The sequence below is a fragment of the Acinetobacter sp. ACNIH1 genome, from assembly GCF_002934695.1.
Taxonomy (GTDB): Bacteria; Pseudomonadota; Gammaproteobacteria; order Pseudomonadales; family Moraxellaceae; genus Acinetobacter; species Acinetobacter variabilis.
In genome coordinates, this window is sequence record NZ_CP026420.1 from 964,261 (window position 1) to 980,495 (window position 16,235).

At 42.5% G+C, this 16,235-nt stretch carries 17 protein-coding genes; 11 read left to right on the top strand and 6 right to left on the bottom strand.

All coding sequences use genetic code 11. The annotated features are described in order from the left end of the window. Positions 1–4 precede the first annotated feature (4 nt). Both C3F22_RS04785 and C3F22_RS04790 read left to right on the top strand, forming a co-directional pair. Positions 5–1,462, top strand: coding sequence for a bifunctional ADP-dependent NAD(P)H-hydrate dehydratase/NAD(P)H-hydrate epimerase (locus tag C3F22_RS04785; RefSeq protein WP_004784064.1), 1,458 nt, complete (start codon positions 5–7; stop codon positions 1,460–1,462). Positions 1,463–1,473: 11 nt separating this feature from the next. Next, positions 1,474–1,755 (top strand): acylphosphatase, encoded by a 282-nt coding sequence (locus C3F22_RS04790; protein ID WP_004784063.1) that lies wholly within the window; start codon positions 1,474–1,476, stop codon positions 1,753–1,755. Here the strand turns inward: C3F22_RS04790 and ruvC are convergent. Further along, positions 1,752–2,297 carry a crossover junction endodeoxyribonuclease RuvC gene (ruvC, locus tag C3F22_RS04795; RefSeq protein WP_004784062.1) on the bottom strand — a complete coding sequence of 182 codons (546 nt, stop codon included), beginning with the start codon at positions 2,295–2,297 and terminating at the stop codon, positions 1,752–1,754. The two genes, C3F22_RS04790 and ruvC, sit on opposite strands and share 4 nt — an antisense overlap. 125 nt (positions 2,298–2,422) lie before the next feature. Here ruvC and C3F22_RS04800 point away from each other — a divergent pair, with 125 nt between their 5' ends. Continuing rightward, positions 2,423–2,989 (top strand): FxsA family protein, encoded by a 567-nt coding sequence (locus C3F22_RS04800; RefSeq protein WP_004784060.1) that lies wholly within the window; start codon positions 2,423–2,425, stop codon positions 2,987–2,989. A gap of 122 nt (positions 2,990–3,111) precedes the next feature. Continuing rightward, positions 3,112–3,750: a LysE family transporter gene (locus tag C3F22_RS04805; protein WP_004784057.1), complete on the top strand. Its 639-nt coding sequence runs from the start codon at positions 3,112–3,114 to the stop codon at positions 3,748–3,750. Here the strand turns inward: C3F22_RS04805 and C3F22_RS04810 are convergent. Further along, complete coding sequence (locus C3F22_RS04810; RefSeq protein ID WP_004784056.1) at positions 3,747–3,956, bottom strand: hypothetical protein; 210 nt, start codon at positions 3,954–3,956, stop codon at positions 3,747–3,749. The genes C3F22_RS04805 and C3F22_RS04810 overlap by 4 nt on opposite strands. Before the next feature lie 127 nt (positions 3,957–4,083). Then, positions 4,084–4,332, bottom strand: coding sequence for a hypothetical protein (locus tag C3F22_RS04815; RefSeq protein WP_004784054.1), 249 nt, complete (start codon positions 4,330–4,332; stop codon positions 4,084–4,086). Between the two features lie 460 nt (positions 4,333–4,792). On the opposite strand from C3F22_RS04815, the gene C3F22_RS18500 reads away from it, so the two are divergent. Further along, positions 4,793–5,347 carry a DUF3887 domain-containing protein gene (locus C3F22_RS18500; protein WP_004784052.1) on the top strand — a complete coding sequence of 185 codons (555 nt, stop codon included), beginning with the start codon at positions 4,793–4,795 and terminating at the stop codon, positions 5,345–5,347. A gap of 36 nt (positions 5,348–5,383) precedes the next feature. Beyond that, positions 5,384–6,193 carry a serine hydrolase domain-containing protein gene (locus C3F22_RS18505; protein ID WP_004784051.1) on the top strand — a complete coding sequence of 270 codons (810 nt, stop codon included), beginning with the start codon at positions 5,384–5,386 and terminating at the stop codon, positions 6,191–6,193. A gap of 65 nt (positions 6,194–6,258) precedes the next feature. Here C3F22_RS18505 and ahpF read toward each other — a convergent pair whose 3' ends face one another. After that, complete coding sequence (ahpF, locus tag C3F22_RS04825) at positions 6,259–7,824, bottom strand: alkyl hydroperoxide reductase subunit F (RefSeq protein WP_004784048.1); 1,566 nt, start codon at positions 7,822–7,824, stop codon at positions 6,259–6,261. Positions 7,825–8,057: 233 nt separating this feature from the next. Between ahpF and C3F22_RS04830 the strand changes: the two genes are divergently transcribed. After that, entirely contained in the window at positions 8,058–8,276 is a 219-nt protein-coding gene (locus C3F22_RS04830; RefSeq protein ID WP_004784046.1) for a DUF1653 domain-containing protein, read from the top strand. 43 nt (positions 8,277–8,319) lie between these two features. Then, entirely contained in the window at positions 8,320–8,910 is a 591-nt protein-coding gene (locus C3F22_RS04835) for an O-methyltransferase (protein ID WP_004784044.1), read from the top strand. Between the two features lie 16 nt (positions 8,911–8,926). Here the strand turns inward: C3F22_RS04835 and C3F22_RS04840 are convergent, their stop codons facing one another. Continuing rightward, positions 8,927–9,133 carry a KTSC domain-containing protein gene (locus C3F22_RS04840; RefSeq protein ID WP_004784043.1) on the bottom strand — a complete coding sequence of 69 codons (207 nt, stop codon included), beginning with the start codon at positions 9,131–9,133 and terminating at the stop codon, positions 8,927–8,929. Between the two features lie 294 nt (positions 9,134–9,427). Beyond that, positions 9,428–9,991 carry an alkyl hydroperoxide reductase subunit C gene (gene ahpC, locus C3F22_RS04845; RefSeq protein WP_004784041.1) on the bottom strand — a complete coding sequence of 188 codons (564 nt, stop codon included), beginning with the start codon at positions 9,989–9,991 and terminating at the stop codon, positions 9,428–9,430. A 362-nt stretch (positions 9,992–10,353) separates the two neighbouring features. Here ahpC and hrpA point away from each other — a divergent pair, with 362 nt between their 5' ends. From hrpA to C3F22_RS04860, 3 genes are read left to right on the top strand one after another with little or no spacing between them, the layout of a single operon-like run. Continuing rightward, entirely contained in the window at positions 10,354–14,298 is a 3,945-nt protein-coding gene (gene hrpA, locus C3F22_RS04850) for an ATP-dependent RNA helicase HrpA (RefSeq protein WP_104425934.1), read from the top strand. 30 nt (positions 14,299–14,328) lie between these two features. Then, entirely contained in the window at positions 14,329–15,438 is a 1,110-nt protein-coding gene (locus tag C3F22_RS04855; RefSeq protein WP_004784039.1) for a beta-ketoacyl-ACP synthase III, read from the top strand. A gap of 14 nt (positions 15,439–15,452) precedes the next feature. Beyond that, entirely contained in the window at positions 15,453–16,211 is a 759-nt protein-coding gene (locus C3F22_RS04860; RefSeq protein WP_104425935.1) for a 1-acyl-sn-glycerol-3-phosphate acyltransferase, read from the top strand. The last annotated feature ends 24 nt before the right edge of the window (positions 16,212–16,235 follow it).

Here is a 16,235-nt window from a genome sequence, read left to right on the forward strand (position 1 = left end):
AGAAATGCAGCAGCAAGTTTATCATAGCCGTGATATACAAGCATGGGAGCAGCGCTGGTTTGGCAAGCAAAATAGTTCTTATGGTTTGATGCAACAGGTGGCATGGTCGATTGCGCAGCGACTCATCCCTTTATTGGAACAACAGCAATTGACTCAAATCGCTGTCTGTTGCGGTCAGGGTAATAATGCCGGTGATGGCTATCTGGTAGGAAAATATTTAAAACAGGTCGGTTTTGAAATAGATATTTATACAGCAGAACCCGGTCCATCACAGGATCTGGCTCAAGCAATCGGGGAAGCTCAGCAAATCGGTATACCTACTTATTCAGGTTTTAATTTTCAGAAACAATATGAAGTTTATATTGATGCCTTATTTGGGATCGGTTTGAACCGTGATCTGAATGAAAATTGGCAACAGATTATTCAAAGCATTAATGCCCAGCAAGGTCTTAAAATTGCAGTGGATATTCCAAGCGGACTGCATGCCAATACAGGCCAGTCTTTGCCGGTTGCCATTAAGGCAGATCATAGTTTTAATGTTTTAGGTTTAAAGGCGGGACTATTTACCGGACGAGGCAAAGAATATGCCGGCAAGGTAGAGGTCATCTCGGTTATTCCTCCCGATGCTGAACTTGTGCCGATTGCCCAACTTTCCTCGACTCAAATTCATCTGCCTAAACGTGAAGCTTTTGGACATAAGGGCAGTTATGGGCATGTGCTCGTGATTGGGGGGCATGCTGATATGGGTGGTGCGGTCATTATGGCAGCTGAGGCAGCCTTTGCTGCCGGTGCAGGTAAGGTCACTGTGGTTTGTGATGCCAAACATCATACTGCCATTTTGTCACGTGCTCCGAATATCATGCTGCGTGATATTAATGCGCTAGATGCTGAGCAACGCCAAGCTTTAGTTCGTCATGTGGATGCTGTCTGTTTTGGTATGGGGTTAGGACGCGATGCTTGGGCTGAGAAGCAATATAATTACTGGTTTGACCTGATTCAGCAATCAGAACTGGAGACAGTTCTCGATGCAGATGCCTTGTGGTTTCTGGCAAAAGCACCACAAAATTTGAATGCCCATACTTATGCAACACCGCATCCGGGTGAAGCGGCTACTTTGCTAGAAATGAAAGCATCAGGAGTCGAAGCAGATCGCATTCAGACAATTAAACAGCTCCAGCAAAAATATCAGGGACAATGGGTGCTCAAGGGTTCAGGTAGTCTGATTTTAGAGGATGATCTTTATATTTGTACCGCAGGCAATGCCGGTATGGGAACCGGAGGAATGGGAGATGTACTTGCTGGCATGATCGCCAGTTTGAAAGCCCAATTTAGAAATACTATCCATTTACACGAGATCGTAACTTTGCACGCACTTGCAGGTGATGTACTGGCGGAAAAGGGTGAACGCGGCTTACAGGCGCAAGATATGAAACATGCCATTTACCAGGTTGTGAACCACTAAGGAAAATAAAAATGCAGGCCATTCATTTAATCATTCAGGGTAAAGTGCAGGGTGTGGGCTACCGTCGCTGGTTTGAACAACAAGCAATTCAATTAGGTTTAAAGGGTTTTGTACGTAATCTGGAAACAGGCGAAGTTGAGGCTATCATTGTTGGGAAGGAAGCGATTGTTCGGAAAATGATCCAGCTCAGCAGAACTGGACCACAACGTGCAAAAGTCACTGCAATACATCAGCAGAGTTTGAATCTCCAAGACGCGGATTTTCAGGACTTTAAAGTATTAACCGAAGATTAACGGCGGCGGGTGCTGACCCGGCTGCGTCCGCGTGCCATACCGCCCAAGGCATTCAATACGGCCATTTTACTCATGCTGCCTGAAGCATGGGCATGACAAATCGCAGCAGCAAGTGCATCGGCAGCATCTTGTTGCGGTTTTATTGTCAGGTTCAGAATACGCATAACCATCATCTGAACCTGTTCTTTGTCTGCAGCACCATAGCCCACCACAGACTGTTTGATCTGACGCGCTGTATATTCAGCAACTTTCAGATCCAGATTCACCAAGGCTGCGACTGCGGCACCACGTGCCTGACCCAATTTAAGAGCAGAATCCGGGTTTTGTGCCATAAACACTTGTTCCACCGCAGCCTCGGTCGGGCCGTAAAATTTGACAATCCGTTCTACACCGGCAAAGATTCGTTTTAAACGTTCAGGCATTTCCGCTGTTTCAGTTCTAATCGTTCCTGCATCAACAAAAGTAAGTTTTGAACCTTCTTTCTGGATGATACCGTAACCTGTTAGACGTGAACCGGGATCAATCCCAATAATTAATGACATGCCTGCACTTTAAAAATAAAATAATGCCCATATTGTTACATAAGCGTATCAAAAAAGCTTGATCCTGATGAAGCAGTTGATTACAGCATCCTAATATTTATTTTACTGAGATTAGATTAATTTTCATGAAATTATTTCTTATTATCCTGGCCGGCTTAGTCCTCGAAGTATTTGTATGGATTGGCGTGGGTGACCTTGTCGGGAGCATGTGGTACGTATTTTTCTGGTTCGTGGCGGCCTTCTTTATCGGTATGAACCTAATCCGGAAATATTCGGCCGGCGTTATGCCGCAAATGCAGCAAATGCAGATGGGACAGATGAGTGCAGATCCGGCATTATCGAATAATTTACCTAAGATCTTAGCCGGCTTTTTTCTGCTGATTCCTGGTTTGATTAGTGATGTACTTGCGGTATTAATGCTGATTCCACCTGTACAACGTGCTTTCCAGGCAGCCATGATGAAAATGATGATGAAACGTCAGCAAGCCATGATGGAAAAAATGATGGGTGGCATGATGGGCGATGTCGGTGGCGGTGCAGGTCAAAACCCGTTTGCGGAAATGATGCGTCAAATGCAGGATATGCAAAACCAGCAGGGTGGTCATAGGGATTCAACCATTATTGATGGTGAAGCCCGTGAAGTGACCCCGGAACCCAAGAAAATTGAAATGAAAGATGTGAACAAGAAATAAAATTACGCTTTCAATATAAATACTTCAAGCCAAATCTCATGATTCGGCTTTTTTATTGGAACTTTCTAATTTCGTTAAACAAAAGTTATAATAGTTTTTTTTACCATTTGATCTTTTTTTAAATGTCTTTGCTTTTTACCATCTGTTTTCTACATTTTGTAGCTCAATTAAGCCCCGGTCCTGACATTTTACTTATCGCAAAAAGTGCAGCCTCTACGACACGTATGAATGCCTTAAAGGTGATTGCTGGAATTTCAGCGGGGATCGTAGTTTGGGTGGTATTGACGCTAGCAGGCTTTACCGTATTGATCGACCAGTTTCCCTGGATTCAGCAGGTATTGATGGTCATCGGTGGGTTATTTTTGGCCAAAATGGGCTGGGCCATGTTAAAAGGCGGATGGCAAAGTTTTCAGAACAGACATCAAACTCAAGATGATTTAAATACGGTAGAAGCACCAAAAAGTTATTTTATGCAGGGTTTATTGACTAATCTGTCGAATCCTAAAACTCTGATCTATTTCAGTAGCGTATTTTCACTTGCACTGAGTTCATCAGCTTCTGATTATTTAAAAGCGCAACTGGCAGTGATTATTCCGCTGCAAACATTTATTACTTTTACTTTACTAATGCTATTAATTTCCCATCCTAAAATTAAAGAGGCTTACCAGCGATCAGGAAGTTATATCGATATGATTTCAGGCGGGTTATTCCTGATTTTTGCAGTCTGGTTATGGTATGACGCGCTGGTTCTAATGAACTAAAAATCTAAATTCGATGGGGTAACAGAGGAGTTTTCGTTAGAAAGCTGCTGTGCAGCGGAAGCGTCAGAAACTAGATTATCCTGTTTCTGCACTGGAGACTGATAACGATTCGGTTTAAGGGTAGTCTCAGTATTTTCCGAACCCTGATAACTGCGACTGCGATTGGCACGCTCACGTAAGCCGCCTTTTTTAATTAACTGAACCATTTTCATCTCTCACTGCAAGATGACTTATTGTAATTCAAATTTTCTATTCTGGTAGCATTTCATATTCAAGTTAAAAGCGCATAAAAAAGACCTGATCCAAGTCAGGTCTTGCTGGAGGATAAGAAAATTAGCGCGGACGTTTATTATCTTGTTGTAGCACATCAAATAATGATGACTGAGCTGGCACTTCCTGCTGCTGTGACTGGATATAAACATGCATTACCTTGAACGCGATTGCAGTAACCAGACAGGCCACCAGACATAAAATCCAAAAACCATAAGGGCTGCGAATATTATGTGAGCCACAAGCATGACATTCTTTTTGGCCAGCTTCCACAACTTTATCGCAGCACGCACAGTGATATTGATAGTACATTGCTAAGCTCCATTACATTTCTGATATTTTTTTTTGTTATCTTTCACGGACTTTTATTTTAGGCCTACATGTCATATTAATGATGCAATTAGACGCTGACAAGTCATATAACAAAAAGTTACCCAAGTCTTAGTGAGGAAAACAAATAATAATTGGCTAAGTGCATAACATTATTAAGTTATTTCGAGAAATTTCTCTGGAATAATTAACTATGCTATCTATAAATTCATAAGCAATTTTTGAACCAGTTCGAGTGGAGCTTAAGAACAACAAGTATAAAATGGGAAATAGACAGGGCAAGAACTTAGATGAATTGATCTGCTCCACAAAATAGAATGATATGGAATATATTTTGCTTATTTTTTAACTATTCGTTGCACTGTATTAAGTCTATAAAAATGTTTAATTTCAATAATTTTTATGAAAGTGCACTATAAACTTAAGGAACAATACTGATCTCATGAAGAAAATATCACTGTTTTTATCATCCTTGCTCTGTATGAGCAGTCTTTATGCACAATCGGATATTGAAAGGGAAGTTATTACCCAGTTTCAGCAGGATTTTAATGCGCAAAATTATGCAGCAATTTTTGAAAAGTTTTCACCTGAAGCGAAAAAGGCGATTCCTTTAAATATGTTTGAAAAAGTCTCTAAAGACTTACAGCAGCAACTCGGCAAAATACAAAGTATTGACTATATAGAGTCTAAAGGTAAAGAGACTGCAGTCTATAAGGCCAACTTTGAAAAAGACCGTCTGAAACTCAGCATGAGTTTGAATAATGATCAACAGATTTCCGGCCTTTTATTTACGCCCTATATCGAATCTACTGCAGCAAATAATAAGACAGTCAATGCTATTCAAGGCTATCCAAAAGCGATTGCAGAGAAAATTTATCAGGCTACACGGACTTTTCCAGAGCAGACTCAAGTGGCTATAGCGGTATTAGATCAAGACAAAACCCATTACTATGGGGTACAGAAACATAAGGACAAAATCCTGGCCAAGGCCAATTAGGATAAAGTCTTTGCAATTGGTTCTCTTACCAAAGTAATGACATCAACTATATTGGCTGAATTGGTGACACAAAATAAAATTAAACTGGATGACAAGATTAATCCTTATTATGCCTTTCCATTCAAGGACAATATCCAGATTTGCTTTCAGGATTTAGCCAATCATACGTCTGGACTGCCACGACTACCGAGTAATTTGGAAGTAGATGATGATACTGATCCATATAAGGAATATGATGCAGCTAAACTGGAAGAATATTTAAAAAATTCATTAGAGCTTGAACATGCAAATAACAGTGGAAAAGTGCCACATTATTCTAATTTGGCTGTGGCTTTATTAGGACAGAGTTTGAGTCAATCGCAAAATAAGGATTTTGCTGAGTTACTCAATGAATATGTATTTAAAAAGTATGGGATGAAAAATAGCTATACCTCGCCTGATCAAGCAGCTAAGCAACTTGTGCCTGCATTTGATGCCCAAGGAAAAGAAATCACCACCTGGACATTTGATACCTTTTTACCTGCGGGCGGTGTACTCTCTACAGCTTCAGATTTAACCAGATTTGCACAAGCTCAGCTCGATGCAAAAAATGCGGCAGTACAATTAACTCAGCAAGCAACTACAGAAAAAGCAGGTAGCTACCAATTGGGATTGGGCTGGTTTGTGCGAGAACAGGACAATGGCACCAAAATCATCTGGCATGGGGGAAATACCGCAGGGCATTCTGCTATTTTGATGATTGATTTAAACAAGAGAAAGGCAGTTACGATTTTAGCCAATGTCGCTGCTGTACATCCTGAAATGGGAAATATTGAAAAACTGGCTGCTCAATTACTACAGGAATAAATCAGCTTTAAGATAGTAAAAAGCCCGCACAATGCGGGCTTTTTTTAATTCATGAATTTTAAGGATTACTGACCAGAACGGATGATGTAATCAAAGGCAGATAATGATGCTTTGGCACCTTCACCAGTGGCGATGATGATCTGTTTGTAAGGAACCGTGGTACAGTCACCTGCAGCAAACACACCTTTCACATTGGTTTCATTGCGCTCGTTAATCATGATCTCACCACGGTTAGTTAGCTCAACATCGGTTCCTTTCAGGAAGTCGGTGTTTGGCAACAAACCGATCTGAACGAAGATCCCAGCCAACTCAACAGTGTGCTCTTCATCAGTTGCACGGTCTTTGTATTTCAACGCTGTGACTTGTGAACCATCACCGATCACTTCGGTAGAAAGCGCATTTTTGATTACGGTGGTGTTTGGCAAGCTGTTCAATTTATCTTGAAGTACCTGATCCGCACGCAGTTTTGTATCAAACTCAACTAGCGTTACATGCTCAACAATACCCGCAAGGTCGATCGCAGCTTCTACACCCGAGTTACCACCACCAATCACCGCTACACGTTTACCTTTGAACAATGGACCATCACAGTGTGGGCAGTACGCTACACCACGAGTTTTGTATTCTGCCTCACCTGGAACATTCATTTCTCTCCAGCGTGCACCAGTAGACAGAATCACGGTTTTAGATTCAAGTTTCGCACCATTTTCTAAAGTTACTTCTACCAGACCATTCGCTGTACTATCTGCACCTTTGATGTCAGATACACGTTGCAGGTTCATGATGTCGACACCGTATTCACGAACATGAGCTTCCATTTCAGCGGCAAATTTTGGACCTTGGGTTTTTTGCACTGATGTGTAGTTTTCGATGTCCATGGTATCCATCACCTGACCGCCCATACGTTCAGCCACGATCCCAGTTTTGATGCCTTTACGTGCTGCATAGATCGCTGCAGTATTACCCGCAGGTCCACCACCAATCACCAACACATCAAATGCATCTTTGGCATTGAGTTTTTCCGCGTCTTTGGCTGCGGCATTGGTATCCAGTTTGGCAATGATTTCTTCCAGTGTCATACGGCCCTGACCGATATGTTCATTGTCCTGGAACACCATCGGTACGGCCATGATTTTGCGTTCTTCCACTTCATCCTGGAAGAAGGCACCATCGATCATGGTTGCAGTCGTACCCGGGTTATAGATAGCAATCAGGTTTAACGCCTGCACTACGTCTGGACAGTTATGACAGCTGAGTGATACGAATACGTCAAAGTCAGATTTGATCCCTAAGCCTTTAATTGATTCCAGAACTTCGGCAGAGACTTTTGGTGCATAGCCTGAAGTTTGCAACAATGCCAGAATCAGCGACGTAAACTCATGGCCCATCGGCAAGCCTGCGAAGAACACACGAGGCTGTTCACCGGCTTTTGCCACACCAAAGCTTGGTGCACGTTTGTTGGTACCGTCAAGACGGGCAGTGACTAGATCAGAAAGCTGAGCGATTTCCTCAACCAGTTCTTTGATTTTGGCTGACTTGTCAGAGCCATCCAGGGTTGCCACTAATTCAATCGGGCCTTCCAAACGTTCAAGTAGTGTTTTTAATTGAGCTGAAGTATTTTGATCTAACATTGCTAACGTCTCCAAAGGAGTAAGAATTCATTCGATAAGTAGATACTAAGCCAAATCGATAGATAGATAAAACAGTTTGTTCTTATAAATCTGATCGGTTTTGCAAATGTATTGAAAAATTCATGATTAATTTCAAGCTTATATATGGGTGCTTAGCATGAATTTTCAAATAGTTTAAAGTGTGATTGGTCTTTTTCAGTTAAGATTGGAATTCTGCATTTGAGAGTTGAACGATGGAATTACAACGCGGTATTTATCAACATTATAAGGGTAAACTTTATCAGGTCCTGCATGTGGCAACACATAGTGAAACGGAGGAAAAGCTGGTGGTTTACCAATGTCTTTATGGTGACTATTCGATTTGGGTTCGACCGCTATCCATGTTTACGGAAAGTATTAATACCAGTGATGATCGTGAAGTAGAACGCTTTAAATTGGTTCAGGCACTTTAATCAATCCATAAAAAATTTATTTAGATAACCTCAGGGAAGAGCAATGAATCAATTACAACATTTTGAAAGTTTCATGCAGGAACTGTATAAGACCTTTCATGCGCATGATCTTCAGCAAACTGAACGTCTGCAACGCTATCGAAATATTGAGCCTGAATCAGGCCGATTTTTATCATTACTCATTCGTGCCCAGCAGTCCAAACGTATTCTGGAAATTGGGACTTCTACAGGCTATTCCACTTTATGGCTGGCCGAAGCTGCCCGGCAGACTCAAGCGATAATTACAACATTAGAAATAGATGCAGAAAGAGTTGCGCAGGCCGAGCAGTATGCAAATCAGCTAGACTTAAAGGATTTGATTGATTTTAAAGTGACAGATGCCTTGTATTATCTGCAAGCTGAGCAGGACGTATTTGATTTTATATTGTTAGATGCGGAACGTGATACTTATGTGGATTATTGGACCCATTTGGCCCGATTGCTCAAGCCAAAAGGTGGAGTATTGCTGGTGGATAATGTGATTTCACATGCTGCGGAAGTAGAAGAATTTATTCAGCTGATCCAGCAGGATTCACGTTTTATCATGAGTACATTGCCGATTGGAGCTGGCTTACTCATGGTGACTTATCGTTAAGTAGAAATTAGTTAAATTAAAACAGGCAAACCCGGTCAAAATGTAAGTTGTATTCAAGATACTTCTGTACAAAGGCCATTTTATCTTGTCGTCTTAACAGGTTGTCATAAACAAATTCGGGAACAGGATGGTAGAGCTCTATATCGCCATTGCTATAAATGATTTTCAGGTGGCGGCTAGAAGGACTATAAGCCCATGAGATCACGGTTAGCAGTTTTTGCATACGTTTTCCTCCACTGAATATTATTATCTTATGTCTTGAACTTATGCCAACTGACATTGAAGATGTATAACTGAATTGTAAGCATAAGTAGGGGATTGTTATGAAGAGGATGCAATATGCATGCCTGATTTTTATATGATCTTTAAGATGAAAAATAAAGATTTGGCAGGATGGCTTTAGATAGAAGAAAAAGGAAAATAAAACGGTTGGCCAATAGAGCAATCAAATAAATGTTCAAATAAAAAACCACGCTAAAAGCGTGGTTTTTTTTGAATCAGTTCAATCTAATACAGATTAGATTTTACCAACTAGGTCGATTGAAGGAGCAAGAGTTGCGTCGCCTTCTTTCCATTTAGCTGGGCAAACTTCGCCTGGGTGAGCGTGTACGTATTGAGCTGCTTTAACTTTACGAAGAAGTTCTTGAGCATCACGACCGATACCGCCAGCGTTGATTTCAACGATTTGGATTTTACCTTCTGGATCGATCACGAAAGTACCACGGTCAGCAAGGCCGTCAGCTTCAATTAGTACGTCGAAGTTTTTAGCAAGAGTCCAAGTAGGATCGCCAACCATTACGTATTGGATTTTTTTGATTTCTTCAGAAGAATCGTGCCAAGCTTTGTGAGTGAAGTGAGTGTCAGTAGAAACTGAGTAGATTTCAACGCCTAATTTTTTGAATTCTTCGTAGTTGTCAGCAAGGTCGCCAAGTTCAGTTGGGCAAACGAAAGTGAAGTCAGCTGGGTAGAAGAATACTACAGACCATTTACCTTTAAGGTCAGCTTCTGTTACTTCGATGAATTTACCATTTTGGAACGCAGTTGTTTTGAACGGTTTAACTTCAGTATTAATTAAGCTCATCATTGTCTCCATGATTGAGGTTTGTATTTAATTTCCAATAGGGTACAGAAATTATTTTTCTTGCTGAAACAGTATTTTTACATAACATACATCGGAAAAACCGAATTAAGCTAAAAATAAAACACCATTAGCGCAAACAGCATTGCTCTTGATATAAATGATTCAACCGTAGAATGGTGAATACATCATGACAAGACTCACCCCGGTTTAATGCCTCTTCAGACATGATGCCGCAAGCAGTAAAATTCAAGGGTAAAAATTAAAAAATTATAAAAATATTCAAAATGGCCGTTCTTTCGCTTAGGGGCAATACAGCGTAAAATAGCTGCCTATTGTCTTTTTTTATATCAGGTGTTTTCTCAGTGCAGAGTCCTTTAAATGTAGATCAGCTCGTTATGGCGCGTGACCGTCATCGTTTAAATCGACTCCAAAAAGGTAAAGATGCCAACCAAAAGCAATATCAAGAATTATTTGAAAAATCGCATGCCAAAGTCATGCAGCGTATCGAACGCATTCCCAATATCAAGCTGAATCAGGATCTGCCTGTTACCCAGTATGCAGACAAGCTGATTGAAGCGATTCAGCAGCATCAGGTTATTATTGTGGCTGGTGAAACCGGTTCCGGTAAAACCACGCAATTACCACAAATCGCCATGCTGGCAGGTCGCGGCCTGACTGGTCTGATTGGCCATACCCAGCCACGTCGTCTGGCTGCGCGTAGCGTATCACAGCGTATTGCGGAAGAAGTTGGCGAGAAACTGGGTGAATCAATTTCCTTTAAGGTTCGTTTTAATGAACAGGGCTCGCAGGATTCGATTGTCCGTTTGATGACGGATGGTATTTTATTGGCAGAGCTGGCCAATGACCGGTTCCTGACCAAATACGACACCATTATTATCGATGAAGCGCATGAACGCTCGCTGAATATCGATTTCATCATGGGGTATCTCAAGCAGCTCTTGCCGCGTCGTAAAGATCTAAAAGTGATCATTACTTCGGCAACACTGGACGTAAATCGTTTCAGTAACTACTTTAATGGCGCGCCGATCTATGAAGTGGAAGGGCGTAGCTATCCGGTAGAAGTGCGTTATCGTCCAATTTCTGAAATGAGCATTGTCGGCAGTGATGATGACGAGTTTGATGATTTTGAAGAAAATCTGCCACGTGCAGTGGTTGCAGCTGTAGAAGAATGTTTTCAGGATGCACAGGAAAAGGGACATCCGGAACATGCCGATATCCTGATTTTTGCCAGTACCGAACAGGAAATTCGTGAACTGCAGGAAACCCTGATAAAGCATGGTCCACGCCATACTGAAGTGTTACCACTCTACGCACGATTAGCATTAGCAGAACAGCAAAAAATCTTTAATCCTTCGGGCGGCGGCCGACGCATTATTATCGCCACGAACGTAGCAGAAACTGCACTGACTGTACCTAATATCCGTTATGTGATTGATAGCGGTTTTGCCCGTATTTCCCGTTATAACTATCGTTCACGGGTGCAGCGCTTACCGATCGAAGCGGTTTCTCAAGCTGCTGCCAATCAGCGTAAAGGCCGTTGTGGTCGTATTGCGCCAGGCGTCTGTATTCGTCTGTATAGTGAAGAAGACTTTTTAAGTCGTCCTGAATTTACCGAACCAGAGATTAAACGGACCAATCTGGCATCCGTTATTTTACAGATGCAAAGTCTGGGCTTAGGTTCACTGGAAGATTTTGATTTCATTGAGCCACCAGATCACCGTCTGGTCAATGATGGTCGCAAGCTCTTGATTGAGCTTGGGGCGATGGTGGAGAAGAGTAAAGCCCCTCTTTCTGAAAGAGGGGTTGGGGGAGATTCTACTAATCCTCCTAAATCCTCCTTTACGAAAGGAGGACTTCAAGGCAAGGGGGATTCTCTAACCAAAATCGGTCAGCAAATGGCAAAAATGCCAATTGATCCACGTCTGGCGCGAATGATTCTTGGCGGTGCTCATTTTGGTGCGCTGAATGAAGCTTTGGTGATTGTTGCAGCTCTGGCAGTACAAGACCCACGTGAACGTCCTGCGGATAAGCAGATGCAGGCCGATCAGAAACATGCCTTGTTCCGTGAAGCAGATTCAGATTTCCTGTTTTATATCAAGCTCTGGGATACCTTGCATAACAACCGTGAAAGTATGAGCGAAAACAAACGTCGTACTTTTGCACGTAATCATTTCCTGAGCTGGTTACGTCTGCGTGAATGGAAGAAAACTCATGAGCAGCTGGTGGATCTGGCTAAAGGCTTAAAGCTGTCCTTTAATGAAAAGAAAGCCAGTTATGAAAATCTGCATCGCGCTTTATTGACCGGCTTACTGTCTTTTATTGCCAACAAGACTGATGAACGTAATGTATTTATGGCAGTCCGTCAGCAGAAAGCACGAATTTTCCCGGCATCAACGCTGCACAAAACCAATACCCCATGGGTGATGGCTTTTGAAATGGTTGAAACCTCGCAGGTGTATTTACGAACTCTGGCAAAGATTGAGCCGGAATGGATTCTGCTCGCTGCGCGTGACTTACTGAAACATCATTATTTCGAACCACACTGGTCGAAAAAGGCAGGTGTGGTCAATGCGTATGATCAGATTTCTCTGTTTGGTCTAATCATCGAGCCGAAACGTCCGGTCAATTATGAGAAAGTGGATCAGCCGGCTGCGCATGAAATCTTCCTGCGTGATGCACTGACTACTGGTAATCTCGGCATTAATCCACCCTTCTTGAAGCATAATTTGCTGAAACTGGAAGAAGTGGAGCGGGTAGAAGACAAGCTACGCCGTCGTGACTTGGTCGTGGATGAAGAAACCATTTACCAGTTTTATGCCTCCAAAGTACCACCAGAAGTAGCCAGTCGCCGCAGTTTTGAGGACTGGCGTGCGACAGTAGAGCCACATGATCCACGTTATCTGTTTATTGATGATGATGCGCTGTGGCTGAATGATCGTCCGACCACACAACAGTTTCCGGATTATTTACGTAATGGTGAATTGCGTCTGGCGACCAGTTACCGTTTTGACCCAAGTCATGATGAAGATGGTGCAACGGTTAAAATCCCGCTGCAGGCTTTGCCGCAGGTCGATGAAAATATCTGGTCATGGGGGATTCCGGGCTGGCGTCTGGAGCTGATCGAAGCTTTATTAAAGAGTTTACCTAAAGATAAACGCCGTAGTCTGGTGCCGATTCCAGATACTGCGAAAAAGCTGGCAGCCCGTATTGATGCAGTCAATCTACGTGAGCATATTTTCAGTTTTCTGGCTTTCCAGTTGCGTGGCGAGCAGATTACAGAAAAAGATTTTAGCCTGGATCGGGTTGAGCAATATCTCTTGCCTTTGATCAAGGTGATTGATGAAAAAGGTCGTTTGATTGAACAAGGCCGTGATCTGGCCGAGCTGAAAGCCCGTTGCCGTACTGAAACTCATAGTCCGGTGAAACAGTTAAAAGGTGAGTTTAAAACCTTCCCGGAAAACTTTGTCTTTGAAGCGTCGCAGAAAGTGACGGGTGTAGTGGTCAAGCAATATCAGGCATTGGTTCCGACCAAAGACTTTGCTGCACTGGAACAGAAAGATGAATCTGGTGTCGTGATTCAGACCTTTAATGATCAGGCTGAAGCCGTCAAACAGCATCGTGAAGGGATCATTCGGCTGGTGCATATGCAGCTCGGAGATCTGGTGCGTCAGCTGAAAAAACAGATTTCCAAACCGCTGGCACTGGCATATTCACCGCTTGGCGATAAGGCCCAACTGGAGCAAATGTTAGTTTATGCCACACTCCACCTGTCAATTAATGAGCTGCCTGTCAATATGCAAGAGTTCCAAAAGTTGGTAGAGGATGTAAAAAAATCTTTCCTGACTCATGGCCAGACTGCACTGAAAGAAATCACGGATATTTATATCCAGTGGCAGGAAATTCGTCGTAAATTACTGGTTTTAGACCCATCTATATTTGGAAAAAATATTGATGATATTGAGGATCAGCTTGATTTGATGAGTCTTTCTGACTTCGTTTATCGGAAACCTTCCGACGTATGGTCAGAATTTCCACGTTATTTGAAAGCCCTGATCTTGCGTTTAGAGCGCTTGCCAAATAACCTACAGAGGGATGATTCCGCCATTGACCAAATTGATCCGTGGATGGAAAAATTATTTAAGTTTAAAAATGACGCTCGCCTTAAAGAATTGTATTTTATGGTTGAGGAGTTAAGGATCTCATTGTTTTCTCAACCGATGAAAACGAAAACACCCGTTTCTCCAACTCGCCTGCAAAAAGTATGGGAACGTCTTGGAATCAGTTAAGATATAGGTCATTTTGAGAAGGAGTTTTACATGGGCATCCGTATTACGGGTACTGGCTTGTTCCATCCGGAAGATGTCATTACCAATGAAGAGTTAGTTGAAAGTTTAAATGCTTATGTGGAACTGTATAATCACGAAAATGCAGATAAAATCGCTGCAGGCGAATTAGATGCGCGTCGTGGTTCTAGCGCAGAATTTATTGAAAAAGCGTCAGGCGTACAACGCCGTTATGTGTCAGAAAAAACTGGCATCCTCGATCCAAAACGTTTACGTCCAAATCTACGTGAACGTTCAGATGATGAAATTTCCCTTCAGGCAGAATGGGGTGTGATCGCAGCAAAACAGGCGATGGAAAATGCCGGTGTTACTGCTGAAGATATCGATGTCGTGATCCTGTCATGTTCAAACCTGCAACGTGCTTATCCTGCGGTTGCGATTGAAATCCAGACTGCTCTGGGTATTCAAGGCTATGCGTATGACATGAACGTCGCATGTTCAGCAGCAACTTTTGGTTTAAAACAGGCTGCTGATGCTATCAAAGCAGGTGCACGTCGTGTATTGCTGGTGAATGTTGAAATTACCTCTGCACATACCGATTTCCGTTCACGTGACTGTCACTTTATTTTTGGTGATGTCGCAACAGCATCGATCATTGAAGATACTGAAACTAAAACCGGTTTCGAGATTCTGGATACTTCATTATTTACCCAGTTCTCAAACAATATCCGCAATAACTTCGGTTTCCTGAATACGTCAGAAAATGCGGATATCGACGACAAACGTTTCCGTCAGGACGGTCGTAAGGTATTTAAAGAAGTGTGTCCACTGGTTGCGAAGATGATTACTGCTCAACTTGAGAAAAATCATATTGCCCCTACAGATGTGAAACGCTTCTGGTTGCACCAGGCTAATGCCAGCATGAATGAACTGATTCTAAAACTGGTAGTGGGCAAAGAAAATGCCAAGCCAGGTCTGGTACCTATCATTCTGAATGAGTTTGCCAATACCTCTTCAGCAGGTGTCATTATTGCCTTACACCGTACTGCAAATGAAGTTGAAGACGGCGAATATGGCGTGCTGTGTTCATTTGGTGCAGGCTACTCAGTAGGTTCAATTCTGGTACAAAAACGCGTGGCATAAGCCGGGAGTATATTTTGCAGGTCAAGCATGACGGAGCATGGATCAGGCGCTTAAGTGCCTTATCCAAACTGTATTTCACGCCTACTTTTCTAGGGGCTGAAAATATTGATGCCAGTCGACCTGCAATGTATGTGGGTAATCATTCCATGTATGGCATCTTTGATGCGCCAATGCTGATTGATTACCTGTACAACGAACATCAAGTGGCTGTGGTCAGTATTGCTGATCATAGCCATTTTTATGTGCCGCTATGGCGTGAAGCAGTGAAGAAATTTGGTGCTATTGATGGTGTACAGGACTATGTCCGCTCAGCCATGCAGCAAGGCTACTCGATTCTGGTCTTTCCGGGTGGTGGCCGTGAAGTGCTGAAGCGGGAAGGTGAGCAGTATCAGCTGATCTGGAAAGAGCGTTACGGTTTTCTGAAATTAGCACAAGAGTTTCAATACGATATTGTCCCTTTTGCTGCACTGGGCGGTGATGAAATCTATGAGATTGGATTTGATGCCAATAAGATCATTCAACATAAGTATTTTCAAAAATTATTAAAAATTCCCCAACTCAATAAATTATTACGTCATGGTGACGTGATTCCTTCCTTACCTAAAAATCTGTTTCCCAAACGCTTGCCTTTTTATTTTCAGTTTATGCCGCGGCAGCCAATTCATCATGTGCAGCACGAGAATGATCTGATTGATTTTCGTGAGTATTTACAACACAAGATCTATCAGGGGCTAGAACTGTTGGCTGACAGACGTCGGCAAGATGAAGTCTAGGTCTTTTCATCATTCCTGCTTTGC

Coding starts and splice junctions, on each gene's coding strand:
- ruvC (WP_004784062.1), bottom strand. CDS start 2,297: ATGTCATTAATTATTGGGATTGATCCCGGTTCACGTCTAACAGGTTAC.
- C3F22_RS04815 (WP_004784054.1), bottom strand. CDS start 4,332: ATGTACTATCAATATCACTGTGCGTGCTGCGATAAAGTTGTGGAAGCT.
- C3F22_RS04790 (WP_004784063.1), top strand. CDS start 1,474: ATGCAGGCCATTCATTTAATCATTCAGGGTAAAGTGCAGGGTGTGGGC.
- C3F22_RS04855 (WP_004784039.1), top strand. CDS start 14,329: ATGGGCATCCGTATTACGGGTACTGGCTTGTTCCATCCGGAAGATGTC.
- ahpF (WP_004784048.1), bottom strand. CDS start 7,824: ATGTTAGATCAAAATACTTCAGCTCAATTAAAAACACTACTTGAACGT.
- C3F22_RS04830 (WP_004784046.1), top strand. CDS start 8,058: ATGGAATTACAACGCGGTATTTATCAACATTATAAGGGTAAACTTTAT.
- C3F22_RS04805 (WP_004784057.1), top strand. CDS start 3,112: ATGTCTTTGCTTTTTACCATCTGTTTTCTACATTTTGTAGCTCAATTA.
- C3F22_RS04835 (WP_004784044.1), top strand. CDS start 8,320: ATGAATCAATTACAACATTTTGAAAGTTTCATGCAGGAACTGTATAAG.
- C3F22_RS04810 (WP_004784056.1), bottom strand. CDS start 3,956: ATGGTTCAGTTAATTAAAAAAGGCGGCTTACGTGAGCGTGCCAATCGC.
- ahpC (WP_004784041.1), bottom strand. CDS start 9,991: ATGAGCTTAATTAATACTGAAGTTAAACCGTTCAAAACAACTGCGTTC.
- C3F22_RS04785 (WP_004784064.1), top strand. CDS start 5: ATGCAGCAGCAAGTTTATCATAGCCGTGATATACAAGCATGGGAGCAG.
- C3F22_RS18505 (WP_004784051.1), top strand. CDS start 5,384: ATGACATCAACTATATTGGCTGAATTGGTGACACAAAATAAAATTAAA.
- C3F22_RS04840 (WP_004784043.1), bottom strand. CDS start 9,133: ATGCAAAAACTGCTAACCGTGATCTCATGGGCTTATAGTCCTTCTAGC.
- C3F22_RS04800 (WP_004784060.1), top strand. CDS start 2,423: ATGAAATTATTTCTTATTATCCTGGCCGGCTTAGTCCTCGAAGTATTT.
- C3F22_RS18500 (WP_004784052.1), top strand. CDS start 4,793: ATGAAGAAAATATCACTGTTTTTATCATCCTTGCTCTGTATGAGCAGT.